Annotated in this window: 23 protein-coding genes; 13 read left to right on the top strand and 10 right to left on the bottom strand. The window is 46.4% G+C overall.

Features of this window, described 5'->3' with window-relative positions:
* Window positions 1-204 precede the first annotated feature (204 nt).
* A complete protein-coding gene (locus H4O21_RS05685; RefSeq protein ID WP_182807876.1) occupies window positions 205-1,464 on the top strand; it encodes a D-amino acid dehydrogenase in 1,260 nt (419 codons plus the stop codon).
* A 12-nt stretch (window positions 1,465-1,476) separates the two neighbouring features.
* Here H4O21_RS05685 and H4O21_RS05680 read toward each other — a convergent pair whose 3' ends face one another.
* On the bottom strand, window positions 1,477-2,322 hold the full coding sequence (locus H4O21_RS05680; protein ID WP_182807875.1) for an AraC family transcriptional regulator: 846 nt from the start codon (window positions 2,320-2,322) through the stop codon (window positions 1,477-1,479).
* A 146-nt stretch (window positions 2,323-2,468) separates the two neighbouring features.
* Here H4O21_RS05680 and H4O21_RS05675 point away from each other — a divergent pair, with 146 nt between their 5' ends.
* The 5 genes from H4O21_RS05675 (at window position 2,469) to H4O21_RS05655 (ending at window position 5,728) form a co-directional block, all read left to right on the top strand.
* Window positions 2,469-2,963: a YHS domain-containing (seleno)protein gene (locus H4O21_RS05675; RefSeq protein ID WP_182807874.1), complete on the top strand. Its 495-nt coding sequence runs from the start codon at window positions 2,469-2,471 to the stop codon at window positions 2,961-2,963.
* Between the two features lie 212 nt (window positions 2,964-3,175).
* A complete protein-coding gene (locus H4O21_RS05670; RefSeq protein ID WP_182807873.1) occupies window positions 3,176-3,460 on the top strand; it encodes a BufA1 family periplasmic bufferin-type metallophore in 285 nt (94 codons plus the stop codon).
* Between the two features lie 33 nt (window positions 3,461-3,493).
* The gene (locus tag H4O21_RS05665) at window positions 3,494-4,438 is read left to right on the top strand and encodes an MbnB/TglH/ChrH family RiPP precursor modification enzyme (RefSeq protein WP_182807872.1); all 945 of its coding nucleotides are present in this window, start codon (window positions 3,494-3,496) and stop codon (window positions 4,436-4,438) included.
* Complete coding sequence (locus H4O21_RS05660) at window positions 4,428-5,228, top strand: HvfC/BufC family peptide modification chaperone (protein ID WP_182807871.1); 801 nt, start codon at window positions 4,428-4,430, stop codon at window positions 5,226-5,228. Before H4O21_RS05665 ends, H4O21_RS05660 begins: the two co-directional genes overlap by 11 nt.
* A 38-nt stretch (window positions 5,229-5,266) precedes the next feature.
* Window positions 5,267-5,728 (top strand): DoxX family protein, encoded by a 462-nt coding sequence (locus H4O21_RS05655; RefSeq protein ID WP_182807870.1) that lies wholly within the window; start codon window positions 5,267-5,269, stop codon window positions 5,726-5,728.
* A 58-nt stretch (window positions 5,729-5,786) separates the two neighbouring features.
* Here H4O21_RS05655 and H4O21_RS05650 read toward each other — a convergent pair whose 3' ends face one another.
* Complete coding sequence (locus H4O21_RS05650) at window positions 5,787-6,434, bottom strand: class I SAM-dependent methyltransferase (protein WP_182807869.1); 648 nt, start codon at window positions 6,432-6,434, stop codon at window positions 5,787-5,789.
* A gap of 25 nt (window positions 6,435-6,459) precedes the next feature.
* Window positions 6,460-6,954, bottom strand: a complete 495-nt coding sequence (locus H4O21_RS05645; RefSeq protein ID WP_182807868.1) for a hypothetical protein — start codon at window positions 6,952-6,954, stop codon at window positions 6,460-6,462.
* A 96-nt stretch (window positions 6,955-7,050) separates the two neighbouring features.
* On the opposite strand from H4O21_RS05645, the gene H4O21_RS05640 reads away from it, so the two are divergent.
* On the top strand, window positions 7,051-7,497 hold the full coding sequence (locus H4O21_RS05640; protein ID WP_182807867.1) for a universal stress protein: 447 nt from the start codon (window positions 7,051-7,053) through the stop codon (window positions 7,495-7,497).
* A gap of 83 nt (window positions 7,498-7,580) precedes the next feature.
* On the opposite strand, the gene uup is transcribed toward H4O21_RS05640, so the two are convergent.
* Window positions 7,581-9,524 carry an ATP-binding cassette ATPase Uup gene (gene uup / locus H4O21_RS05635; RefSeq protein WP_182807866.1) on the bottom strand — a complete coding sequence of 648 codons (1,944 nt, stop codon included), beginning with the start codon at window positions 9,522-9,524 and terminating at the stop codon, window positions 7,581-7,583.
* Between the two features lie 124 nt (window positions 9,525-9,648).
* Between uup and H4O21_RS05630 the strand changes: the two genes are divergently transcribed.
* Window positions 9,649-10,152: a DUF1499 domain-containing protein gene (locus tag H4O21_RS05630; protein ID WP_182807865.1), complete on the top strand. Its 504-nt coding sequence runs from the start codon at window positions 9,649-9,651 to the stop codon at window positions 10,150-10,152.
* Window positions 10,153-10,383: 231 nt separating this feature from the next.
* Here H4O21_RS05630 and rraA read toward each other — a convergent pair whose 3' ends face one another.
* The gene (gene rraA / locus H4O21_RS05625; RefSeq protein WP_182807864.1) at window positions 10,384-10,875 is read right to left on the bottom strand and encodes a ribonuclease E activity regulator RraA; all 492 of its coding nucleotides are present in this window, start codon (window positions 10,873-10,875) and stop codon (window positions 10,384-10,386) included.
* A 362-nt stretch (window positions 10,876-11,237) separates the two neighbouring features.
* Between rraA and H4O21_RS05620 the strand changes: the two genes are divergently transcribed.
* Entirely contained in the window at window positions 11,238-13,211 is a 1,974-nt protein-coding gene (locus H4O21_RS05620; protein WP_182807863.1) for an exoribonuclease II, read from the top strand.
* 119 nt (window positions 13,212-13,330) lie between these two features.
* On the opposite strand, the gene H4O21_RS05615 is transcribed toward H4O21_RS05620, so the two are convergent.
* Both H4O21_RS05615 and H4O21_RS05610 read right to left on the bottom strand, forming a co-directional pair.
* The gene (locus tag H4O21_RS05615; RefSeq protein WP_182807862.1) at window positions 13,331-14,263 is read right to left on the bottom strand and encodes a metallophosphoesterase family protein; all 933 of its coding nucleotides are present in this window, start codon (window positions 14,261-14,263) and stop codon (window positions 13,331-13,333) included.
* A gap of 20 nt (window positions 14,264-14,283) precedes the next feature.
* A complete protein-coding gene (locus H4O21_RS05610; protein ID WP_182807861.1) occupies window positions 14,284-15,666 on the bottom strand; it encodes a sodium:proline symporter in 1,383 nt (460 codons plus the stop codon).
* 220 nt (window positions 15,667-15,886) lie between these two features.
* Between H4O21_RS05610 and H4O21_RS05605 the strand changes: the two genes are divergently transcribed.
* Window positions 15,887-16,267: a rhodanese-like domain-containing protein gene (locus H4O21_RS05605; protein WP_182807860.1), complete on the top strand. Its 381-nt coding sequence runs from the start codon at window positions 15,887-15,889 to the stop codon at window positions 16,265-16,267.
* A 60-nt stretch (window positions 16,268-16,327) separates the two neighbouring features.
* Here the strand turns inward: H4O21_RS05605 and H4O21_RS05600 are convergent, their stop codons facing one another.
* Together H4O21_RS05600 and H4O21_RS05595 are read right to left on the bottom strand one after the other, a co-directional pair.
* On the bottom strand, window positions 16,328-17,314 hold the full coding sequence (locus H4O21_RS05600; protein WP_182807859.1) for a sensor domain-containing diguanylate cyclase: 987 nt from the start codon (window positions 17,312-17,314) through the stop codon (window positions 16,328-16,330).
* Window positions 17,315-17,715: 401 nt separating this feature from the next.
* On the bottom strand, window positions 17,716-18,723 hold the full coding sequence (locus tag H4O21_RS05595; RefSeq protein WP_182807858.1) for an AraC family transcriptional regulator: 1,008 nt from the start codon (window positions 18,721-18,723) through the stop codon (window positions 17,716-17,718).
* A gap of 484 nt (window positions 18,724-19,207) precedes the next feature.
* Between H4O21_RS05595 and H4O21_RS05590 the strand changes: the two genes are divergently transcribed.
* Both H4O21_RS05590 and H4O21_RS05585 read left to right on the top strand, forming a co-directional pair.
* Window positions 19,208-21,037: an ABC transporter ATP-binding protein gene (locus H4O21_RS05590; RefSeq protein WP_182807857.1), complete on the top strand. Its 1,830-nt coding sequence runs from the start codon at window positions 19,208-19,210 to the stop codon at window positions 21,035-21,037.
* Window positions 21,038-21,235: 198 nt separating this feature from the next.
* Entirely contained in the window at window positions 21,236-22,141 is a 906-nt protein-coding gene (locus H4O21_RS05585; RefSeq protein WP_182807856.1) for a LysR substrate-binding domain-containing protein, read from the top strand.
* 205 nt (window positions 22,142-22,346) lie between these two features.
* Here H4O21_RS05585 and gorA read toward each other — a convergent pair whose 3' ends face one another.
* Complete coding sequence (gorA, locus tag H4O21_RS05580; protein WP_182807855.1) at window positions 22,347-23,708, bottom strand: glutathione-disulfide reductase; 1,362 nt, start codon at window positions 23,706-23,708, stop codon at window positions 22,347-22,349.
* Between the two features lie 584 nt (window positions 23,709-24,292).
* On the opposite strand from gorA, the gene H4O21_RS05575 reads away from it, so the two are divergent.
* Window positions 24,293-24,799: an NlpC/P60 family protein gene (locus H4O21_RS05575; RefSeq protein WP_182807854.1), complete on the top strand. Its 507-nt coding sequence runs from the start codon at window positions 24,293-24,295 to the stop codon at window positions 24,797-24,799.
* The last annotated feature ends 22 nt before the right edge of the window (window positions 24,800-24,821 follow it).

Below are 24,821 nucleotides of genomic sequence, written 5' to 3'. Positions count from 1 at the left end.
GCCATCTGTTAAGCCTCGCTACTTTACTTAACCAGCTCACGTGAAGGCAGCAAAATACCATCATTCTGATATGAAATACTCCTTACTCTTATATTCTTAGTCTGTCAGGGCAAACAGATATATTTCTATGTTCTGTACAGGGTCTACACTTATAGAAGACCTGATCTGAATAATGAAAACCGGATTAAGACAAGGAGATCCGTCATGTATGACAGTATCGTACTCGGAAGCGGAATCGTTGGTGTCAGTACAGCCTACTGGCTCGCCAGATCCGGACATAAAGTACTGGTAATCGATAGACAGCAGAACACTGGTATGGAAGCATCTTACGCCAATGGAGGACAAATTGCCGTTAGCCATGCTGAACCCTGGGCAACAACAGCGGCGCCTTTGAAAGTTCTTAAGTGGCTGTTGCAAACGGATGCCCCTCTTCTTTTTCGCCCCAGGGCAGATATCCATCAATGGCGCTGGCTCACAAGCTGGTTGTTACAGTGTTCACCTGGAAAAGTCAGACACAATACTGCGGAGTTAGTGCGCCTTGCCAGTTATTCTCGCAGGACTTTACAGCAGGTCAGAGCAGAACATAAACTGGATTATCGGCACAAAACCCGTGGGATTCTGCATTTTTATCGCACCAGGGATGAATTTGACGCCGCAAGAAAAACAGCTGACTTTATGCGCCAGTACGGCTGCAATAGAGTCGAAATGAACAAAGAACAAGCGCTGAATCTGGAACCTGCATTACGGTGGATTGGACACGATATTGTCGGTGCAACCTATACCGAAGATGATGAATCAGGTGATGCCTGTCTGTACACCCGTGAACTGGCGGATGTCTGCCGGGACATGGGCGTTGAGTTTGCACTGGATACCCATATTATGGAGCTGACGAAAGAGGGCAATCGGGTCAACGTCAGAGTCAATGGAGATTTTGGCAATAGCTGTATTACCGCACAACATATTATTACCTGTCTTGGTGTCTGGTCAGCTCCTATGCTACGATCTTTAGGCATTTACCTGAACATCTACCCGGCTAAAGGCTACTCTGTCACCATCCCGGTTGAGTATCCGGACTGCGCACCTCAGGTCAGTCTGACTGACGATGAACATAAGCTCCAGTACAGCCGTCTTGGGGATGAGCTCAGAGTTGCCGGTACTGCAGAGCTCAGTGGTTATTCCAGAGAATTAAATGCCCGGCGCTGCGATATGATCACAGAACAGACCCGGCGGTTGTTTCCCGAAATTGGCGGATTTGATAAGGCCCGATTCTGGACCGGGCTGAGGCCATCAACTCCATCGAACCTGCCTTACATCAGGAAAACAGAGTTTGACAATCTATGGCTTAACACTGGTCATGGCACTCTGGGCTGGACTCTGGGCTGCGGCTCAGGCAAATACCTGGCTGACCTGATTTGTCATGGAGAAGCATCCGAATTTAATAAATATCCACTTGCACGATTATAACTCTGGCACTGATTAATCAACTGATGACAAATATTGACGAAGCCACTGCTTCGGTGTAATACCGAAACGCTTTTTAAATACCCGGTTCAGTGAAGAGGCGTTTTCATAGCCTACATTATTTGCAATTAGTCCAACGGGCTTGTCCGCTTTCAGTAATTGCTGAGCCATATGCAATCTGAGGTCGGTCAGATATTCCAGCGGTGTCTGACCGATTGTTTCTTTAAATAAGGCTGAAAACTTAGATCGGGACATAGCCACAGATGCCGCCATTTCATCAAGATTCCATTCCTTTTCCGGATGCTCCCTGATCTGTTTCATCAGAGGAGCCAGTGCAGGATGAGTACTGCCTGCCAGCATCCCCAGTTCAACAATGCCATTACCCACAACATAACGCAGTATATGAATCATCAGAATGTCACATAAACGATCAATCATCATTTGCCTGGCATGCCGGTCGTGAAAGGCTTCATCGAATAGCTGACAAGCAGCCTCTCTGACATCTGTACTATCCTGCTCATGAATACACAGAAACTTCGGTAATTTATCCGCTAACAACGTTGCCTGCCCTGGCTGAAACCTGACGGTGGCACATACCAGCTCAGCAGGGTCTGCCCCCTTACTAATGAAACGGTGGCGTATACCATCGGGGAAAAAGATGACTGCCGACTGCTCAACTGCGATCTCATGACCCTGCTCCGTTATCAGGGTCATACTCCCCGAACGCAGATAATGTAAAGACGCGGCATCTTTGCTTTCATCAAATGTCTGTATTCCACATAAACTACCGCTGAAAAAAACCTCAGCATTAAAGTTCATATGCTGTAATAAAGTCCCCAGGGTATCCATATGTGCCTCCATGATCTGATTTCAGGACGATCGGTTTATTTTTCTGGCTGATCAGCCACTTTTTATTTCAGCTTTCGCCGTATTCTTCATTTCAAGGAAAAAGAGCCAGAGAGCAAATCTGGCATTGGTTCTGAACACGAGAATAATCGGGGAAAAATATGAAAACATTCAAAAATAGCAAGCTCTCCAGAACACTCAAAATGGCTGCGGCTGCCGGTGCACTTTTACTCAGTAGTCTGAGCTTTGCATCATCCATCAACCTTAATAACAATGATGTCGCTATCCATGGTTACGATCCGGTGGCCTATTTTACCAGCAATCAGGCTGTAGAAGGCACGCCAGAATACACAGCAAACCATGATGGGGCAATTTATCACTTCTCCAGTGCAGAAAATCGTGATCGTTTTAAAGCAGATCCTGGTCATTATGCACCGCAATTCGGTGGCTATTGCGCAATGGGTGTAGCACTGAATAAAAAGTTTGATATTGATCCACAGGCATTTCGTATTGTTGATAACAAGCTCTATCTCAACCTGAATAAAGACGTTCAGAAGCGCTGGCTGACAGATACCAGCGGCCATATTAAGAGCGCTGATCGTATCTGGTCAGGTATTGAGGCACTGCCTGTTGCCGTTGTTAATGAAGACGACTGATTTTATGAGCACCCTCCTCCTGGCACTATTTTTCGGGTTTTAGTGCCGGGAGGATTTTTTCAACACTCAGTATCTGAATAAAGGTTTATCTGCCGGGAACTGCCGTATTTTACAGCCTCCGACTGAAGATTATCGGAGTACTTATGTTCAGTTATTCACCCGGCAGACACACTGTTTCTGGAAATAACGGATTTTATTATCGGAGCTAACTGATGAATCAAAAACAACGTATTGCCACTACTGCTCTGGCATTAACCCTGGCTACTCTGGCAACCGCACCTGCTCATGCTGGCGGTAAAGAAAAGTGCTACGGCATAGCGCTGGCAGGCCAGAATGATTGTGCCAATCTGGCTGGAACCCATTCCTGTGCCGGACAATCGAAAGTTGATCATGATCCGGGAGAATGGAAGTTAGTCGCTAAAGGAACCTGCAATGAACTGGGTGGGCTTCTGAAGGCCGAAGCGAAAAAACGTTACGCAGAACAACAAAGTTCATAACGATTCACTAAATACTCAGGGAGATCAGTCAGAATGTCTCATTTGCCAATTGCGCACCAGAACATACCGAAGCAAGGATTAATAGGCGTCGGTCTGCGCCATGCTCACTTTCACGATGCTTTAAATGAGACATCCCTGATTGATTTCGTGGAAGTGCATGCTGAAAACTTCTTTGCCAGAGGCAGTCTGGCTAATGAGTTACTCAATCAGGTTATGCAAAAATACCCGGTCAGCCTGCATTCCACATCTATGGGATTAGGCTCTGCAGCAGGCATTAATACTCGTTATCTGCAAAAACTGATGACTCTGACAAACGATATCAATCCTGTACTGATATCAGACCATGCCTGTTTTACCTGGAGTCAGTGGAATAACCACAATGTTCATGCAGGAGATCTGTTGCCTCTGGAGTTTTCTGAGGCAGGGCTCAGAGTACTGGCAGAAAATACTGACAGAGTACAACAACAATTAGGACGCCCTGTTCTGATTGAAAACCTGTCTTCCTATCTTGAAGCAGGCCCTTCAGAAATGAGTGAAACAGAGTTCTTATCTGAACTGGTTAATCGGACACAATGCGGCTTACTGGTCGATTTGAATAATATTCTGGTCAATGCCAGAAACCGTCACATGGAAGATCCGGTCTGTTTTGCCAGGCAGTGGATTAACGATATTCCAGCGCAATCTGTTGGAGAGTTCCATCTGGCAGGTTATACCCCGGCAGGGCAAGGGGAGATGATTATTGATGATCATAGCCAGCCAGTATCAGAGGAATGCTGGTCTTTGTTTGAGTACGCTTTGTCAGTTTGTGGACCAGTGCCCAGCCTGATTGAATGGGATAACAACCTGCCAGACTGGCAAACACTGGTCCATCAGGCGGAGAATGCCAGAAAAATCATGCATCGAATCGCATTATCTGACTCTGTTTCTACCGCAGAAGTGTTTCATCAACAGGAAGAGACTACATCTGATGCCGCATAACCACTCTCTGGCTTTACGCCAGCAATTTCTGATCGATAGTATTTTCAGCTTCGGCTCTGTCGATCTGAAAACAGAATCCGCTCAACAAGGATTAAAAATTTATCAGAATAATTTACTGATGACAGCCAACCGGGCTTTAACAATCAGCTATCCGGTACTTAACCAGTTGATAGGTTATGAAGCGATGATCGCTTTATCACGTATGTTACTGCAGTACGCTCCCCCCTCAGAAGGCGATTGGGGTGAATGGGGAAAAGCAATGGCAGATCTTTTAGCCCAGACCCCTCTGGCCAGAGAATACCCCTATCTGCCAGATATTGCCCGGCTGGAATGGCTGGTCTGGCAAAGCTCACGTAATATGGCGCCAGCTCCTGATACAGAATCACTGGCGTTACTGGCAGAGTATCATCCGGATCAGATCCTTATAGAGCTGGCACAGTCCTTGTCTGTTATGCAGAGTTTATGGCCAGTACAAGCTATCTGGCAAAGTCATCATAGCGCTGATCAGGAAGGTGTAAATGAAGCGATGCTTAAGCGGGCTCTGGCACAACAAAAAACAGATCACAGCTATATGCTGATCAGTCTGAATCACTACAAGGTCAGTATTCGTCCTGTCTATGCCAACGAATATCACTGGATTCAAAGCATCAGGCAAGGGGTCAGCCTGGGAGAGCTACTGGATCTTTATCCTGGGTTTGACTTTGCCACCTGGCTTCCTGTTGCGCTGCACAACGGCTGGATTAGTCGTTTAACTGCTCGTGAACAGCCCTGTTTTCCCAATGAAAATTAAATCAGAGAACAGATTAAGAACAATTGGAAAGGAATATTATGTCATCAAAGATTTACCACTACTTACAACAGGAGCAACAAAGCTCTTCATATTTTGAAGGTATTCATTCATTAACCGCCGTGATTACCCGTCTGTATATTGGTCAGGTATTTTTTATGGCCGGACTTACTAAAATAGGGGACTGGGATACAACACTTTTCCTGTTCGAAGAAGAGTACAACGTTCCTTTTTTAAACTATGAACTGGCGGCCTGGCTCGGCACTACCGGAGAGTTAATTCTACCTGTTCTGTTAATTGCTGGTCTGGTGACCCGGTTCACAGCCATCGGATTGTTTGTTGTGAATCTGGTTGCAGTTATCAGTCTGACAGAAATAGCACCTGCAGCACTTTATCTGCACATTATCTGGGGAATATTATTAACTCAGCTGATCATTTATGGTGAAGGCAAGCTGACTATTGATCGACTTATCGCCAAACTTGCCAGATCACGCAAACAATGACCAGCAGAAGGCTGGTAAAAGCAAGATACCAGCCTTTCCACTCGGAAACTGAACCTGATTATATGGAACGATAAAAACGAATATCTGAAAATTCGCCGGGTTCTCCCATATCGGGCACAGTACCGGCACTCATTCTCTCTGTCAGAGAGTAACGATCATGAGAAAAATCCTTTACCCGTGAATCAGCAACCCATACATCCGGTGCAAACCGAAAGAAGGTGTCCAGCCACGGTAAATTAGTTCTGTCATATAACACATCAGCAGCAATCAAAAGATCTGCACTCATTTCTGGCAAAGCCAGTAAGTCATCACTGATTGAAATTGAAACCTGGTTTAATAAAGCATTCTCTCTGCATGCCCGTTGGGAAACAGGATCAATATCACAGGCAACAACATCTGCTCCGGCCATCGCTGCGGCAATGGCAACAACACCGGACCCCGAGCCAAAATCAATAACCTTTTTACCTGCCAACTGATCGGGATAAGATAAAATATAACGCGCTAACGCCAATCCACTTCCCCAGCAAAACCCCCAGTACGGTGTATGATACATAATGGCTGCAATCTCATCCGGGCTAAAAGGGCGGTGTACCGGCTCCGGATCGATCAGCCAGAGTCTGATCTGTTCACAGCCGGGCAAGCAGGTTGCCTGTACCCTGGCTTCTGGCAGCATTTTTTGTAGCTCATTGTTTAAAGTATCAGACATCCGGGGCTCCTTTTGTTGTATTCCATTACATCGGTAAACCTGACATCAGCTCAGGTAAGGACTCAACCTGCTCAGGTGTACCATTTTCACGCCACCACAGAGTAACTGTTGCAGTCCCCGCTTCAAATATCAAACTATCTTCAGGTAGTTGCTCCAGTACGTTTTTCAGAGCCTCCAGCTGATCATCGGAAACAGCGGGAACCGGAGATTCCAGCCAGAGCCAGCCAGGAATAAACTCATCGCCTCTGGGTTCCAGTCGCTCTTTCTCCATACGCGGCACATGAGCCAGACGAAAACGATGAGCTGTTTTTTTCTCATCGGCATCTCTCATCCAGCGATAAGCCGTTGCCGGTAACTTTTCACCATTGAGCTCAAACTTTTCTAATCGAACCTTGATGCCAGCATGCAGAGCAATCTTTCTCAGATGCATCTGATATCTCTGGCGGCGAGAAGGCATCAGCCAGAAAATAGGGCTGATCACCATAGCAAAAATAATAACAACCAGTAAAGTTGTGCTCATAGTCAAAATCCTTAATTAAATTGCGGCCTATACTAATCGATAGACAAGAGATAAAGTACAGTCATATATGGATTTTTTCACCAGGAGAGCTTCATTATGAGCCAGTATAAACATGTTCTGATTGCCGTAGACCTGACCGAAGAGTCTCATCAGGTTATTGAAAAAGGCAAGGCCATTGCTGAACGCAACAACGCAAAGGTCAGCCTTATTCATGCTCTGGAACCTTTAGGCTTTGCCTATGGGGGAGATATCCCAATGGATCTCAGCAGTATTCAGGATCAGCTTGATCAGCATGCCAGAGACAAGATTTCTGAGCTTGCTGCACCACTGGATATACCTGAAAACCAGCAACATATTCTGGTCGGTATGCCTGATTCAGAAATACACCACCTGGCCAAAGAACAGGATGTTGATCTGATCGTCGTTGGCAGTCATGGCCGTCACGGTCTGTCTCTTTTACTGGGTTCGACATCTACAGGGGTTCTGCACGGTGCTAAGTGTGATGTACTTGCTGTCAGAATCCATAAAGAAAAGAAATCCTGAGGATACGTTCTGAAAGGTGTTGAAGCCACTCCATAAGAGGCAGCCATAACAGGCTGCCTCTTCCTTTTCTGCCAGAAGAAGGGTTACTCACCTTCCTGCATTGCTTCCAGTTCAACCCATCGGTCCATCACCGCTTCCAGTTCTGCTTCTGTCTCCTGAAGCTTAGCCAGAACGTCTGCTACCTTAGCCTGATCCTGCTGATAGAAGTTATTATCTGATGTGGTTTCATGCAGAGATTCCAGTTCAGTTTCCAGTCGTTCAATCTCTGCAGGCAACTGATCCAGCTCCCTTTGCAGTTTGTAACTCAGCTTTTTAGCTTTACCGGATGATTTAGCCGGTGCCTTATCCAGGCTGCGTTCTTTGACTGTCTCCGTCTCTTTACTGGATACAATATCTTTTTTAGCAGCAGATGCTTCTCCTCCCGCATTCTCTTCAGGGAATTTGCCACCCTGTCGAACCCAGTCGCTGTACCCCCCTACATATTCACGAACAATACCGTTGCCTTCAAAGGCAAAGACACCGGTTACCACGTTGTCCATAAACGCCCTGTCGTGACTCACCAGTAATACAGTGCCATCAAAGTTAAGTAATAACTCTTCCAACAACTCCAGGGTTTCCACATCCAGATCATTGGTAGGCTCATCCATAACCAGCATATTGGCTGGTTTAGTGAAGAGTTTCGCCAGCAGTAAGCGGTTACACTCACCTCCGGACAAGGCTTTTACCGGAGTGCGTGCTCGCTCAGGGGTAAACAGGAAATCTCCCAGGTAGCTCATGACATGCTTGTCACGCCCACCAATACTGATACTGGAACTTCCTTCAGCAACATTATCCATCACAGAACGTTCAGGATCTAACTGGTCACGCAGCTGATCAAAGTATGCCACTTCCAGCTTTGACCCCAGTTTTAATGAACCGGACTGAGGCTCCAGACGCCCCAGCAATAACTTCAACAGTGTACTCTTACCGGCACCATTGCGCCCCAGAAGGCCAATACGGTCGCCACGCATTACCTGAGTGGTTAGCTTATCGATAATGGCTTTATCGCCCCAGCTATAACTGACGTCTTCCAGTTCAGCCACCAGCTTGCCTGAGTTCTCCGCCTTATCCAGGGTAATTTTAGCGGTTCCCTGACGCTCCCGTCGTTGAGAGCGCTCTTTTCTCAGATCCTGAAGTGCTCGGACTCGCCCTTCATTCCGGGTTCGGCGCGCTTTAATCCCCTGACGAATCCAGGCTTCTTCCTGAGCCAGTTTCTTATCAAATTCCGCATTCTGTCGCTCCTCGACTTCCAGCAGGTGTGCTTTATTTTCAAGAAATCCAGCATAATCACCTTCCCAGATAGTCAGCTGCCCTCTGTCCAGCTCTACAATACGGGTTGCTATTTTCTGTAGAAACGCACGGTCGTGAGTAATAAACAACACAGCACCACGGAAATCGGCAATTTGTTGCTCCAGCCAGGCAATGGTCTCGATATCCAGGTGGTTGGTAGGCTCATCCAACAGTAACAGATCTGGTTCTGATACCAGCGCTTTTGCCAGGGCAACCCGACGACGCCAGCCACCAGATAAGGATTTCATCTGAGTATCTGCAGGCAGGTTCAATCGACTGATAATTGATTCAACACGCTGAGTCAGCGCCCAGCCATCTCTGGATTCCAGCTCATGCTGTAAGCGTTCCAGCTTTTTCAGATCATCATCACTCTGTATTGACATCGCCAGATGATGATACTGAGCTACCAGCTCACCTAAGCCGGGCACACCACTGGCAACAATATCAAATACCGTATCTTCATCGGCATCAGGCAGATCCTGAGCCAACTGGCCGATTTTAAGTTCTGGCTGACGCCACAGACTACCGGAGTCAATGGTCTGCTCGCCAGAGACCAGTTTCAGCATGGTGGATTTACCCGCGCCATTACGCCCGACAATACAGATACGTTCACCTTTCTCAATTACCAGAGAGGCATCGTCTAACAAGGCATGGTGCCCGAATGCAATACTGACTTTTTCTAATCTAACTAACGCCATGGTTTGCCTGTAATAAAAACTGATCAATTATTCCCTGAGGTAAGCATAATGGCAGCTTGAGAATGCCACGCAGGTTCGTTAAGTTAACAGACCTCAGACTATTCAGGGACAAGGAAAAATAAAAATGGTTAAAAGACGCCTGGCTCCGGGCTTATTTTTACTGGTTATATCTCTTTCCGGCCTGACAGGCTGTATCAATGAAAGACCGCAGCTGGGGATTATTCATCATCGTCTTATGCCCTGTCAGGATACTCCGAATTGCGTTGTTTCCAGAAAGGATACGCCCGACACACACAAAATAGCCCCTTTTAGTTACCGGGGAGAACAGGATGATGCTTATCGACAGCTATTAAACCTGCTGAACCAACGAAAAGACGCTATTGTAGTAGAGATGGAACACGCACACTACATCCGGGCAGATTTTCGCACTCCCGTACTGGGTTTTATTGATGATGTTGAGTTTTTCTTTAAACAGCCTGGAACAATTCAAATTCGATCAGCATCACGTATCGGTTACTATGATTTTGGGGCAAACAGAAAACGCATGGAAGCTCTGCGTAAGCTATTTGAACAACGTATCATTACCAGCCCGGAAACCGATGAGCACCCGGAAATTCAGACAGACTAGTGACAATTGACGTCAAAAACCTGATATAAACCGGACAAATGAACAGATATTTTGCTCTAACAGATTGGCGTATTTTCCAGCCTCTGGCTGGAGAACATCGAAATACTCTTGTCAGAGTATCGACACCAATGAATAGCACTTGTCAGAGAACTCGCGTAATCAAAGTAGCTTCATAACGTTAAGCCAGATAAGTTAACGGGAGCTGTTGCCAGGCTCCCGAGAAATCAAACATTATTCAGCAGGCATTTCCAGAGGTTCGGGAGATGTGATAATGCCGTTATTATCAGCATAAACATATTCACCCTGTTTGAATGTAACGCCACCAAACGTCACATCCCCCCCCACTTCCCCTATACCTTTTTTCAGACTTTTCATTGGATGCGAGCCTAAAGCCTGAACCCCTAATTCAAGTTCTGCCAGAACATCAACATCTCTGACACAGCCATACATGATAATACCGGCCCAACCGCTATTTACTGCTTTTTCAGCCAGCATATCGCCAAGCATCGCACAACGGAATGAACCACCGGCATCAACGACCATGACTCGCCCTTCTCCCGGCTCATCTACTAATTCTTTTACTTTAGAATTATCTTCAAAACATTTAACGGTCACGATTTCACCGCCAAATGAATCAACACCGCCATAATTAGCAAAACCAGGCTCTACTGCTTTGACCAGCTCTGGATATGCATCACACAGATCGGGGGTAACAAATTTCATTATTCAGGACTCCTTAGTGATCACAACCCGCCATTTGTGCCGAATGAGACAGATTGCTATTTTCTTTGTGCCAGCGAGAATTGTTACACAGACGGGCAGTCTGGTCACTGCATAAAAGGTACAAAGTATCCATCCTCCCCTGATACCAGCCGTAAATCTCTGTTGATATGATGCATGGCTATTTCCCATTGTACGCAATACAAGATAGTTAAGCTCATTAACACTCTTTAACCGCATGAATTATATAGATTAATCAGAAGCCGAAGTGATACTGATACAGATTTTTTTCAATACGAAGTGTTGGTTTTGTCATCTAACAGCACTATCATTCAATGCTAATTTGATCTGCCAGATATAATCCGATGCAACAGAATCTAGAACTGCTGAAACAGCTGAAAAAAGAGCTACATGATTCCGCTCCGAAAATTGAGGGAATGATTAAAGCAACCGATAAAAGCTTTGGTTTTCTTGAAACCTCAAAGGGTAAATCTTACTTTGTGCCGCCTCCTCAGATGAAGAAGGTTCTGCATGGCGATATGGTCACAGGCACATTGCAGAAAGACGGGGATAAAGAATATATCGAGCTTGATACTCTGACGGAAACAACACTGAATCGCTTTGTCGCCAGAGTAACCTACTATAAAGACAAGCTTCAGGTCACACCTGATCACCATCTGCTGAAAAAGCCTTTGCCAGCTTTTACTGCTATGGAAAAAGGCAGCCTGAAAGAAGGTGACTGGGTGGTTGCTGTACTGAAACAGCATGGCCTCAGGGATGGACGTTTCCGCACTGAAGTAACAGATTTTATCTGCAGTAGCGATGACCCTTCAGCCCCCTGGCTGATTTCTCTGGCCAGACACTCTCTGCCATCAGAAGCCCCGGAAACTGATCAGGACTTCCAGTTACAGGAAGAAACAACAGAAAGAAGAGATCTTTCAGAGTTACCTCTGTTTACCATTGACAGTGCCAGCACCCGGGATATGGATGATGCCCTGTACGTATCTGCACGAAATGAAGGTGGCTGGACGCTGACAGTCGCTATTGCAGACCCTTCGGCTTATATTGCTCTGAATAGTGAAACCGATCAGGAAGCCGCTCAAAGAGGCTATACAACCTATCTGCCAGGCAGAAACATCCCTATGCTGCCACGCCAGCTCAGTGATGAACTATGCTCCTTGCAAGAAGGACAAAAACGCCCGGCATTATGCTGTCAGATCGATATTAATCCGGATGGGGCGATTGCATCAGATGCGACTTTCTTCACAGCCTGGATAACCTCTGCCGCCCGGCTGACATATGAAGAAGTTTCAAACTGGCTGGAACAGGGGGAACCTCTTCAGCGTCCAGAGCCGGTACTGAATGCGCTCAGTGCACTGAAAGACCTGGCAGAACAGAGTCTGAACTGGCGCCAGGAAAACAGTATTGTGTACCCTGATCGCCCGGATTATCGCTTCAAGCTGGATTCTGAGGGTAAAGTGTTTGCAATTATTGCAGATCAGCGCCGTATCGCCCACAAAATGGTAGAAGAAGCGATGGTGATTGCCAATATCAGTGCCGCCAGCTTCCTTAAACCCCACGGCATAGGCATGTTTAACACTCATGCAGGTTTTGACGCTGAAAAACTGGAAGAAGCGGTTACCGTTATCACTGAGCAGGGGTATGAGGTTAGTGCTGAAGAACTGGCAACACTTTCAGGCTACGCTAAATTCCGTCGCCAGCTGATCAGTGAAAATAACCTTTGGCTGGAAGCTCGCCTGAGACGCTACCAGAGCTATGTACTGACTCGTAATGAACCCGAGTCTCACTATGGTATGGGACTGGAAGGCTATGCCACCTGGACTTCCCCTATCCGTAAATACAGTGATCTGCTGAATCATCGATTAATAAAACAACTGCTTACAGAAGCGCCGGATCTCACGGCACTCCAACAGGCTATGACGGCTGAACGGGGTGAGCAACTGGATCAACAGAAGCTTTATAACCGATTAGCAGAACGGGATACTAATCAGTGGCTGTACAGTGAATTCCTGCAGGGCGCCGTTGAGGAGAAAACCGTTTTTGAGGGTGAAATCTTCGATATCAGCCGCGGAGGAATGCGTGTCCGCTTACAGGAAAATGGCGCGGCTCCTTTTATTCCCGGCAGCATGATCCATAAAGAACGTAAAGAGATGACACTGGACAATAACTCTGGCCAGGTCTTTATTAAAGGAGAGGTCTGCTACCGTCTGGGGGATATCATCCAGGTACAGCTGATTAAAGCTGACACCCAAAGACGTAGTTTGCTGGCAACCCCCGTAAAGGAATCAGCTCAGAAAGATGAAGCAGTCTCTGATTGATAACTGAGTTCTGCTAACTCTGCAACCCAGCACAATAAAAGCCCGCAGAACAAAACCTGCGGGCTTTTTCAAATACAATCCTTTTCTGCTTTATCCCCTTGTCGCATTCTGTCCTGAGTTCAGGAAATAAATACCGGGGACAGCTGTAATGGTTTTCCTGTATCTGCCGTTTCTTTTTCTGGCAGAATATTGGTGCTCGGCCATAACCCCGACCTTAAAGCTGATTGATATGGTGTATTCAGCCCCCTGTCAGACATTGTTCTCTGAGCTGTATCTGTATCGTAAGCCAGACGATTAAAGCGGACATTAAGCTGGCTTTGCTTTGAATCCGGTTCAAGCAACATATACCAGCCATCCGATGTGCCATCATTAGCAGGCATACCTATAACACCGGCATTCAGCCAGAATACCTGACGATTATCTGCCAGAGTCAACTGATCAGCAAAAGGAACACCACAGTGTCCACCGATAATAATATCCGGGTAAATGCCTGTGAGTGTTTTGATCAATTCAAATTGTTTTATCTTCTCCTGCTCGGGAGTTGATGGAAAGATAAACTGATTAATGGACTCTGCGCTACCATGAACAACGGCAATTTGTTTACCCGCCAGAGCAAAGCAAATGATCTCAGGCAGAGTATTCATCCACTGCCTCTGTTCCTGGTTTATCGCCTGATCAGTAAATCGATACCAGGTCACGGATAACAATGAGCAACTGGAGTTTTCTTCAAACCCACAACCGCAGTCCATTGCACTATTCGCCAGAGACTGCTCACAATTCCCCATGACAACAGGAATTCCCCACTCTCTGATCAGTTGAGTCGTTTCAGAAGGTTGTGCACAATAGGCAACAATATCGCCTGTGCATATCACTCTGTCAGCAGCTACCCCTAGTAGCCGGGCTTCAGCCATTAGCGCTTCTGTTGCCTGCAGGTTGCTATAAGGCCCGCCAAAAATCAGAACCGGACAATCAGGCTCAGATAACTGTAACTTTCTGAACAAAGGTTTTGACAGCTCTGAATCAGAAGCTTTGCTTAACACTGATGCGATCATGGTTTCCTTCATAATCTGTTTTACTCTGCCGTTACGCTTTTACTTTTTGGCTGATTCAACTTATCACCAACCCAGAAAGCAGCACATCCGGCAATCAGTACAGTTAAAGAGATCCAGAGTAGTTTAGTGTACTTGTGAACATCCCCAAGCAAAGCACTGTAACCTGACGACTCCGTGAAATACAGGACCGCACCGCCCACAGCCAGTATAAATGAGACCAGATAACTCCAGACCGGAATATTGGTATTATTACCCCACAATGAGAAGAAGATGACCGGAGTCAGATACATAGACGCCGTCCCGCTGACCGCGACTGCACTGAATAAATCTTTATTTCCCCAGAAAACACATAACACACCCAGCAACATGAATACCGCCATTGCCATACGGCCATTAAAAACGGTTGCCTGCGTCATTTTCATATCGACAACAATCAGCTTAGAAGAACTGGATAAGGTACTATCAAGGGTCGACATTGCAGAAATAACCAGTGCAGCACTGAACATCAGCATAGGCCACTCACCCAACAAACGTGTCAGCGCCTGATTCATGTTCTCCCCGGTCACCGCATGTGCACCAGCCATCACTCCCAGTGCTCCGAATGTAATAATACACAGCACACTGATCCAGCCTGCATGCAGAAAGCTTTTACGCGTTGTCTCTCTATCTGCCAGAAATCCACGGTCCATCATCACAGGATCATGCATCGGATAACTCCACACCTGCAGGAATGCCACCAATAGCAATACAGGTCCAGGCTCAGAAATATCAAAAGCTTTAAACATCAATGCTTCAGTATTCAGATGTCCTGAACTCAGCGCCATAACCAGCAGTAGCGCCAGTACACCAAGAAACACAAACATCTGGAAAAGATCCGTTCTCAAAGAAGCATGCAGCCCCCCCATCATGGAATAGACCAGAGTAATCAATGCCAGCCCCAGTACAGCCAGAGTATAAGCTCCGCTTCCTGCCGCTCCGAACAGAATGCCGATGACTAATAAGTTAGCAAAGACCTCACTGACCAGGCGGACACCAATCACCAGGTTATAGCATCGGGTTCCCCATTGACCAAAACGATCCCCCAGGAACGACTGGATGCTATCATAGCCCTGTTCAAATCTGAGATGATCAATAATTCTGGCCCCGGTCAGAAACGACAGGTAATAAGCCGCATATGCCAGAGTGCCCCATATCCCATAATAAAACCCCAGGATCGCTGCATTCATAAGTGAACGGGCAAAAATCCAGGTCGTCACCTGAGAAAACGTCAAAATCAACAGGCCCGGCTGCTGACCATCTTTTGACTCTCCTCGGAAAAAAGCATTGGCTCCTTTCGCTTGTGGGGAAAGTAAAACTGAAATCAGGGCAATAAACCCAATAATCAGTGATAACTGATAATCCATAAACTGACTCCGATACTTATTCTGTCATTGCAGGATTCGGGAAAATAAAAAGCTCCCATATTCTGGAGACTTACGAAGTGCAGCTGATAATAGATTCAATAACAAAATGATTTCTATCGCTTGATAAGAGCAAAATATGAGGCTTCTATCTGCTCCGTTGATCTCAGATCTATTGCCCTATAAAATATAAGAATAAACTTATGAAAAGAGAGGATTTGATATGCCAATGACGACTCAGGATTTCGTTTCTCTGGCCAAACAGGAAATCCAGGAATGCAATACGGCTCAGGCATCAGATCGAATAGAGAATGGAGCACTTGTACTTGATGTCCGGGAACCCCAGGAATATATGATCGGACACATTCCGGGAGCTATCGAATTACCCAGAGGTGTTATTGAATTTAAAGCAGAGGCTCACCCTGAACTGCAGGACAAAACAAGAGAAGTATTAGTATATTGTCAGGCAGGAGGGCGTGGCGCGCTGGCTACTCATACACTGCAGCTAATGGGATATACAAACGTGACCAATATTCTGGGAGGTTTTGCATCCTGGACAGAAGGTGGCCATAAAACAGAAAAAGCCCCATCCGAGTGGGATTAATTAATCAGGGAAAAGCCGGGCCGAACAATAAACTCAGCCCGGTTACAAACTTGACATATTTTAATCCGGAGCTGGCCTGACCACTGCCCTTTTAAAGTATTTCTGACTGTACATCAGCTTATCAGCTTTCTCCATCCAGCACTCAAGGGATACACTCATATCGTTAATCTGTACGATGCCATAGCTGACGCCTGTTCGTTCAGGAGCATTGTCCGGCATAGCTTCACAGAAATCATGTTCAATTCGCTGGCAGATATTTTTCAGTGCATCTGTCTGGTCAGTTTCTGCCAGTATAATAAATTCATCTCCCCCCAGACGCGCACAGATATCACTTCCCCGCACATTGTTTTTCATACAGCGCGCTAGTGCCTTTAATGCAAAGTCTCCAGTCTCATGTCCCAGATTGTCATTCAGCCCCTTCAACCCATCGACATCCATAAAGACCAGTGCCAGGCCGTTATTATTCCTTCTGGCCAGTTGAACGCGCTGTTCCGCAACCGTGATAAAGCCTCTTCGGTTAAAAAGATGCGTTAACTCATCATTCAACGCCATCGCTCTGATTTGCTCAAACTGCTGCACTAGCAGCAGGTCTGTCTGTACCAGATCTCTGAACTGTTTAATGAGCTGAATATAAGTATCATCATAATGGGTCACACTAAAGTCCATAACACAGATAGTGCCGAATGGCAGACCATCAGGCCAGAAGATAGGCAACCCAAGATAAGAGTTAAAACCGTCCTGAGAAACTTCAGGGTTGGTTTCCCATTCAGGATCTGCTGTTGCATGGTTAACATACAGCGGTTTACAGGTTTCAACGATTTTTCTGCAGAAAATATTGGTATCCGAAGGAATGATACCACCGGAAGGATAAGGGTTTTCCTCTTGCTCACTGGCAATCGTTACCCTGAAACCACCAGCCCCATGCTGAACAATAAAAGCAGCGGGAGCTCTGAACAAATCTGCCATCAGGTTGACGGTATTCTGCCAGCGGGATAAAGGCACCAGTTCCTGATTTTCAGGCGTGAGCCATTCTTCGTTCAATCTCATGCAGGCACTCCATTTTTATTATTATCTTTTGTTATTTTAGCAAAAAGACAAGCAATAAGAATGGGTTCTTCGACGTTGCGTGTGGATTTGATTTGCGGGCTGATTATTTGCTCAGCTCGGAATCAAGGCAGATTCTGCCCCGTCTCTCTGCCACGCTTCACACTCAGTTTCCGCAACTCTCGGGCTCAGGCAAGGACTACTCGGGCTTTCAGCCCTGTGTTCCTCCAGGCCTGCTTCCTCGCTTATGTGGAAAATTGGCTTTGCGAGGCGACGATGACGGGCAGATACATTTCAATAAATCCACACCTAACGTCGAGGAGCCTAAGAATGGAGTACAGTATCAGAATTAGCATTGATAAGTTAAATAGACTCCACTTGGCTGATTATCAGGCATTCACAGGCTATTTCGCCCTGCGCTGAATATATTGGGATGGCGTTAGTCCTGTCCACCCCTTAAAAGCACGGGATAACGAACGTGGCTCGGTATATCCCAGTAGAAAAGCCACTTCTGATACGCTACGTCTCTGTGAGATCAGCTTTTCAATGGCCAGGTCCTTGCGAATTTCATCTTTAATAATCGGATATGAAGTATTCTCCCGCTTCAGGCGACGTCTGAGTGTCTGTGCGCTCATATTAAAAGATTCTGCTAACTGCTCAAATGATGGACATTGCAGTACATCACTTTCCTGATTCAGCAGCAGTAAACGAATACGCCCCCGGTAACTCTGTTCTTCACCAGGAATGGTGATCAGATCAGCGGGAGAGTGGCGTAAAAACTGAGACAGATCCCGCTGTGTACGTGCTGGTGGCAATGTCAGAAATTCACTGCTGAAACTGAATTTCATTACTGGACGGTTGAAATAATGCTGACAAGGGAACAAGCGTTTTAATTGATTATGATGTGAAGGTTTAGCATAAGGAAAGTAAACCTGGGTAAGAGTGATCCTTTTGTTAATAATCCAGCTGGCAAAACGATGCCAGATCACCATCCAGAACTCCTGATAGAAATGGTCCGGGTCCAGCTCCGGGCGGGCAAATTCAATCTCTATACTGATTATCTTTTGCTGTCGTACCAGTCTCATCTGAATATCAGAGGTAAACAGGTTATAAAACAAAATACCCTGCTCAAGCACTGCTTCCAGTGATTTATAGTGCATCACATGACGAGCCATAAAAGCGAAAGCACCTTGCTTACAAGGAGTCTGGGTACAGCCCATAAACTCATCTTCCAGCTCAGCCCACACTAACTGAATCAGTCGGATATATTGATCTCCCTGAATCTGACCATCAGATTGTTCCAGTTGCATCCGAGCAATCCCGATCTCCTGCAGTAAACCTTGTGTGGAAATACCTTTCCGTTCGGCACAGTTGAGTGCCGCTTTAAAATAGTGGATATCAACGGTTGCCATAGCTATTGTCGTATGTTCTCACTGGTGGGTATAACTAAGCGATCTGCGGGTTTAAAACTGATCGAAACAGCATAGCAATCATCATATAAGTTAATTTCACTGCAAAACAGCCCGATAACAATCAGTTATGCTTCAGGATAAGTTTATCATTCAAATCACCTCCTGATAGATGGTTTGTATAAAAACAGTGATCTCCCCTCTTAATCAACAAGGCCCTGCGCCTGTTATTCTCCTTCCAGCACAATTGGCACGATTGCAAACACCAAATCGTTCTCTGGCCATGACGTCTGCTTGCCTATGAGTAATTAATGCCCACCACACACAATACCAACGGCAAGACAATTTTAACCATAAAGACACAATTATCCGGTAGCGATACACCTCATCCTGCTCTAGTATGTCACTTCCTCAGAACAACAGGCCTTTACTTCACTCTCTCAGATACATTCTTCTGACAAGGCCTTCTCTTAAACAGGATCTTCTCATGTTTGCGTTTTTTGAAAGGCTGATTCCTGCCTTTCCTGCCGCTGATCCGGATCAGCCCCCAAAAGGAATTTATCAGTTCTGTCGACACTACTCTAAAGGTGTGGAGAAACCTCTGCTGCTAATGTCATTTCTGACCGCAACAGTTGCCATTCTTGAAGTCACTCTGTTCAGCTTTATGGGCCAGTTAGTGGACTGGCTGACAGAAAAAAATCCGGAAACCCTGCTGGCAGAAGAAAGTGGTACGCTTTTCTGGATGGCACTGATTCCTCTGGTTGCTTTGCCTGTGGCCGGATTTCTGCACTCCTTGCTGACTCATCAGACATTGCTGGGTAATTACCCGATGTCGATTCGCTGGTTGGCACACCGCTATCTGCTGAAGCAGAGTGTGTCTTTCTATGCCAATGATTTTGCCGGACGCATCTCAACCAAGGTGATGCAAACCTCGCTGGCGGTGAGAGAAAGCGTGATGAAATTGTTGGATGTACTGGTTTACATCCTGGTTTATTTCACCTCTATGATGGTACTGATCGCTCAGGCTGACTGGCGTCTGGTCATCCCTATGCTGGTCTGGCTGGCCTGTTATGTGGTGATCCAGGTCTACTTTGTGCCTCGGTTAAAGCGGATATCAACCGAGCAGGCCGACGCCAGAGCGATGATGAGTGGACGTATTGTTGATTCCTATTCCAATATTGCCACCGTTAAGCTTTTTTCACATACCGACCGGGAAGCAGAATACGCTAAAGAAGGTATGGATGAGTTTATGGGGACAGTCCATAAACAGATGCGTCTGGTCACGCTACTGAATATGTGCGTTCAGAGTATTAATCATCTACTGACATTCAGTGTCGCGGCAGTATCTATCTGGTTATGGACTGATAGCCTGATCAGCATTGGTGCTATTGCTATTGCCATCTCACTGGCACTGCGACTGAATGGTATGGCTCACTGGATTATGTGGGAAGTCAGCGCACTATTTGAAAATATAGGTACGGTTGCTGATGGCATGAGCACCTTGTCCCAGCCTCTGCAGGTGCAGGATCAATCCGGTGCTCGTAATATAGACGTTTCCGAAGGGAAGATTCACTTTGATGGCGTTGGTTTTCACTACGGTGAAAGCAAAGGTGTGATTGACCATATGGATCTGAAAATCCGACCCGGTGAAAAAATTGGCCTGGTGGGACGCTCTGGTGCGGGTAAATCCACTCTGGTCAATCTGTTGATGCGCTTTTTTGATGTGGAGTCGGGTGCTATCCGGGTAGATGGCCAGGATATCAGAGAGGTACGTCAGGATTCTCTGCGTGCTCAGATAGGTATGGTGACTCAGGATACCTCTCTGTTACACCGCTCTGTCAGGGACAATATTCTCTACGGCCGTCCGGATGCCACAGAGGATGAGATGATCAATGCGGCGAAACAGGCTGAAGCCCATGACTTTATCCTTAGCCTGACTGATCCCCAGGGCCGGGCGGGGTATGACGCTCATGTGGGGGAACGAGGCGTTAAGCTCTCCGGAGGCCAGAGACAGCGTATTGCCATTGCCAGAGTGCTGCTGAAAGACGCCCCTATTCTGATTCTGGATGAGGCGACATCAGCACTTGATTCAGAAGTCGAAGCCGCTATTCAGAACAGTCTCTACAAGCTGATGGAAGGCAAAACGGTTATCGCTATTGCTCACCGGCTATCAACCATTGCCGCTCTGGATCGTCTGGTGGTACTGGATCAGGGTAATATCGTTGAACAAGGCACTCATGGCGAGCTGATAAAGCAGGATGGTATCTACTCTCAGCTCTGGTCACACCAGACCGGAGGCTTCCTGGGCGAAGATTAAAATCTGGAAATATCTTTATTGCCTTTCTATTTCTCATTGCTATACCCATCAAAAGGCCTGGCAAAGCTCAGGCCTTTTGCTCTCTTCACTGCTTCTGACATAAAAACGCAATATTAAGCTGTTATCAAAGTTCATAAAAATCAGTCAGGTATAGCAAGATTAAGCACCTGATTTAAACGATCTGATCAGCAGAACACCATGAAACTAAACAGAAAACCGCTCCCTCCTCTGAATGCGATGAAAGCGTTTGAAGCCGCAGCCCGTCTTAAAAGTCTGACCAGAGCCGCTGAAGAGCTACACGTCACTCAGGGAGCCGTCAGCCAGCAGGTTAAACTGTTGGAAGAGTATCTGAATACTCAGCTGTTTATCCGTAAACCACGGAAGCTGGAGCTGACAGATGCTGCCCGTGCCTATCTGCCAGTACTGACTGAAGCATTCAATAACCTGCAAGCCAGTACTGATGAGCTGTTTGGTACAGATCACCGGGCTCTGCTGACGATAAAATGCGGAACCAGCTTTATTCATCGCTGGCTGGTGCCAAGGCTGGCCCGTTTTTACAAGAATAATCCGGGGATTCGTATCCGGTTGATGTCATCGGTCTGGCCATCTCAGAACGAAGTGGAAGAAGCCGACCTGGAAATATCCAATGGTTTTGGCGACTGGACCGGTATGAAGGTTGAACGACTGACAAAAGAGCACTGGGTTGTGGTTGCCAGCCCGGAGTTTCTGGAAAAGTACCCGGTTGATAATGATGCACTGAAAATTATACAGCTGCCGCTGATCAGTACTATCGGTGATCGGGAGAACTGGCAGCAGTGGTTCAGAAAACAGGGTTATGGCGGTCTGATGCCTATGCCATTGCTGGAAAGTGACACCAGCACAATGGCAATGGAAGCGGCATGTAATCATGCAGGTCTGTTACTGACTCGCAGCTTTCATGTCAGTAGTCTGCTGGAAGACAAGCGGTTGATACAGGCCCATGATTTCACTCTGCCTTCAACAGGTGCTCACTATCTGGTTTTGCCCAATAAGCCTTTATCCGCGAAAGTACGCGCATTCAGTGACTGGCTGAAATATGAACTGAAACTGCCGATGAAGACATAAAGCAGGAAAAAGCCTGCAACAGTTGTCATACAGAGTATATAAAGCATGACAGCTGCTGAAGGCTTTCGAAAGGCACCAGATTGGCGCTGAACTAATACAATGAAAACAACAAAAATACTACTGCAACTCAAATCCCTGTGGGAGCGACATATCTGCATCCGTAACTGCCGGAGCATGGATGATTCCCCCGGATTTCACTCAAAGATCAGTTACGCGTAACAGTTCTCATGGTGACGAACTCTTCTGCACCAGTAGGATGGATACCTATAGTACTGTCAAAGATCTCTTTTGTTGCGCCAGCCTTGATTGCGATACCAATACCCTGCATCACTTCACCGGCATCCTGGCCAACCATATGGGCCCCCAGAACCACATCTGTTGCAGCATCCACCACCAGTTTCATCAGATGACGTTCTTCTGAGCCAGACAGCGTATGCTTAAGCGGGCGGAAAGAAGCACTGTAAATGGCCACTTCACCGACCTGCTCTCTGGCCTGCTCTTCGGTCAGGCCCACAGTTGCGATATTCGGATGACAGAATACTGCAGTAGGAATATTGGTGTAATCCATCTTACGTGCAGGCTGATCTTTCTCATACAGGTTATGCACCAGTACCATCGCTTCAGCCAGTGCCACTGGTGTCAGCTGCATCCGGTTGATCACATCACCCAGAGCGTAAATGGATGGGATATTGGTCTGGAAACCATCATCCACCATAATAGAACCACCGACGGCTGTTTTAACGCCGACGGTTTCCAGCCCCAGACCTTCAGTATTAGGAATACGACCTGTAGCGCATAACACCAGATCGACTTCCAACTGAGAATCATCCGTCAGGGTGACTAATAATCCACTGTCCTGTTTAGTGATCTCTTTGATATTAACGCCAAGATGGAACTGCACACCCTTTTTGCGAATTTCGTCACAGGCAAACTGACGCACTTCTTCGTCAAACCCTCGCAGTGGTAAATCACCACGGTAGACCAGATGGCTCTCAGCTCCCAGCCCCTGGAAAATACCGGCAAACTCAACGGCAATATAACCACCGCCCAGTACCAGGGTGCGTTTCGGGAACGTCTCCAGATAGAAAACCTCATCAGAGCATACGGCATGTTCGTTGCCAGGAAACTCTGGCATAAATGGCTTGGCACCGGTAGCCACCAGAATGGTTTCAGCTGTGTATACTTCACCATTAACGACCACTTCATGTTCTGCCTGTAAAGTGGCATAACCTTCAATCAGCTCAACACCAGAGTTCATCAGCAGGTTATGATAGATACCGTTCAGGCGTTCAATTTCTTTAGTCTTATTGTCTCTCAGAGTTGGCCAGTCAAAGTCACTGGCTGTGACATTCCAGCCAAATCCGGCTGCCTGTTCAAACTCTTCATGGAAGTGAGAACCGTAAGAAAACAGTTTTTTAGGCACGCAACCAATATTGACGCAGGTGCCGCCCAGAAATCGCCCTTCAGCAACAGCAACTTTTTTTCCTTTTCCTGCCGCAACACGCGCTGCACGCACCCCACCAGACCCGGCGCCGATGACAAACAGGTCAAAATCAAAATTACTCATGAAAATTCCTTACAATACAACCTGGTTTTTATAGCAGTCTAACACATGCGGTTCCTGTACGAATAAGTAACGAGAAAAGAAACCAGAAAACAATGGCTTTGTTAGATTACAGTTAATCTGTTTAACGCACCAGACAACGTAATAGATTCAACTTTTTGCAACATTACGGCTGTAAGACACTCTGAATAGCGATAAGACGCATCTGCAGCGGGAACAGAAAAAACTTTAGTACATCCCAAGTAACTATTCAGCTGTCTGATCAAAAAATATCAGGTAGTTGCCCGCAGAATAGCAGAGTTAAAGCATCACTAGCTGATACAGATTGTTTACGGCATGATGTGGGGTAACTGCGGATCAAGCAGAACTGTTCTGCTCCCTGATGACTACGGAAGCAACCTGTTGTGTATAACCCATAGTCGTCAGAACTACGCACTGCGGAGTAATAGAACACACCATCAATAACGGATAAAAAGGTCTTTATAAAATAACCTTAAAGCCAATAAGTTATTGTCCGGGTATTCAGGAACAAGCTTTTATTCGCTATGCTGTAAAAGTTGCAGGTTGATTTCGCAGGGGGAATCACCATGAACAGATTTTTATCTATTGCTACCTTATCGCTGCTTCCATTTCTTATCGTGGCATGTAGTCCTGCTCCAGAGAGATCGACATCTGCAGGCCATATTGTACGAAATGGTAAAGCAGCTGATTTTTCTGATACTAAAGCCGTTAAAGCGGCTTTATACAGTGAATACCAGCATTGGAAGGGTACCCGGTATGCCTTAGGTGGTATGAATCGAAGAGGAATTGACTGCTCAGGTCTAACGTATATGGTCTACAAGAAACAGTTTGGAATTGAGCTGCCTCGCACAACCCTTTATCAGTCAAAGGCTGGACAATGGATTAAACGCAGCGAACTTCGTCCAGGTGACCTGGTCTTTTTTAAAACAGAATCTAAAGCCCGGCATGTTGGTATTTATGTAGAAGGTAATCAGTTTCTACACGCATCGACCTCGAAAGGTGTCATGCTATCAACACTGGATAACCCCTACTGGAAAGAGAAATACTGGCATTCCAGAAGAGTTTCTTTTTAAACTGATTTTTTATCATCGCAGG

It is taken from the genome of Oceanospirillum sediminis (assembly GCF_014164585.1).
Classification (GTDB): domain Bacteria; phylum Pseudomonadota; class Gammaproteobacteria; order Pseudomonadales; family Halomonadaceae; genus Oceanospirillum; species Oceanospirillum sediminis.
Note: the sequence above shows the minus strand (reverse complement) of the source record. Positions and strands in the feature narration are given on the sequence as shown.